The organism is Roseobacter weihaiensis, from assembly GCF_020622345.1.
GTDB classification, from domain to species: domain Bacteria; phylum Pseudomonadota; class Alphaproteobacteria; order Rhodobacterales; family Rhodobacteraceae; genus Roseobacter; species Roseobacter weihaiensis.
The window spans coordinates 1-1115 of the sequence record NZ_JACNMO010000080.1 but is presented as its reverse complement, the minus strand read 5'-3'; the positions used below and the strand labels follow the sequence as shown (position 1 = coordinate 1115).

Genomic DNA, 1115 nt, shown 5'->3' with positions numbered 1-1115 from the left:
GCTCAAAACTCCACGACGGCGCGGATTGATTTTCCCTGGTGCATGAGGTCGAAGCCGTGGTTGATCTCGTCGAGGGTCAGCTTGTGCGTGATCATCGGGTCGATCTCGATCTTGCCGTCCATGTACCAGTCCACGATCTTCGGCACATCCGTGCGCCCCTTGGCCCCCCCGAAGGCCGTGCCGCGCCAGACCCGGCCCGTGACCAGTTGGAAGGGGCGGGTCGAGATCTCCGCCCCCGCAGGCGCCACGCCGATGATGATGCTCTCGCCCCAGCCCTTGTGCGCGGCCTCGAGTGCTGTGCGCATCACCTTCACATTGCCCGTGGCGTCAAAGGTATAGTCCGCCCCGCCTTGTGTAATCTCAACCAGATGGGCCACCATATCCCCTTCAACCTTGGATGGGTTGACAAAATCGGTCATCCCGAAGTGTTTGCCCATCTCGACCTTGTCGTCGTTGAGATCCACGCCCACGATCTGATCCGCGCCCGCCAGCCGCAGCCCCTGGATCACGTTCAGACCGATGCCGCCGAGCCCGAAGACGATCGCGCGCGACCCGATCTCGACCTTGGCGGTGTTGATCACCGCCCCGATGCCCGTGGTCACGCCGCAGCCGATGTAGCAGATCTTGTCAAACGGCGCGTCGCGGCGGACCTTGGCCAGCGCAATCTCCGGCACCACCGTGTGATTGGCAAAGGTCGAACAGCCCATGTAGTGGTGAATGGGCGTGCCGTCGAGCATGGCAAACCGCGTCGAGCCATCGGGCAAGAGCCCCTGTCCTTGCGTGCTGCGCACCTTCTGGCAGAGATTGGTCTTGGGGTTCAGGCAGTACTCGCATTCGCGGCATTCGGGCGTGTAGAGCGGGATCACATGGTCCCCCACTTCGAGGCTCGTGACCCCCGCGCCCAGCTCGACCACCACGCCCGCGCCCTCATGGCCCAGGATCGCCGGGAAGATGCCCTCGGGATCATCGCCCGAGCGGGTGAACTCATCGGTGTGGCACAGGCCCGTCGCCTTGATCTCAACCAGAACCTCCCCCGCCCGCGGGCCCTCAAGGGTCACCTCCATAACCTCCAAAGGCCGACCGGCAGCAACAGCAACAGCAGCGCGGGTTTTCAT

1 protein-coding gene is annotated in these 1115 nt (G+C 63.9%); it reads right to left on the bottom strand.

What is annotated here, in order from left to right; all coding sequences use genetic code 11:
* Positions 1–2: 2 nt before the first annotated feature.
* On the bottom strand, positions 3–1115 hold a 1113-nt coding region (locus H7847_RS26590; protein ID WP_227272741.1), incomplete at its 5' end, for an S-(hydroxymethyl)glutathione dehydrogenase/class III alcohol dehydrogenase.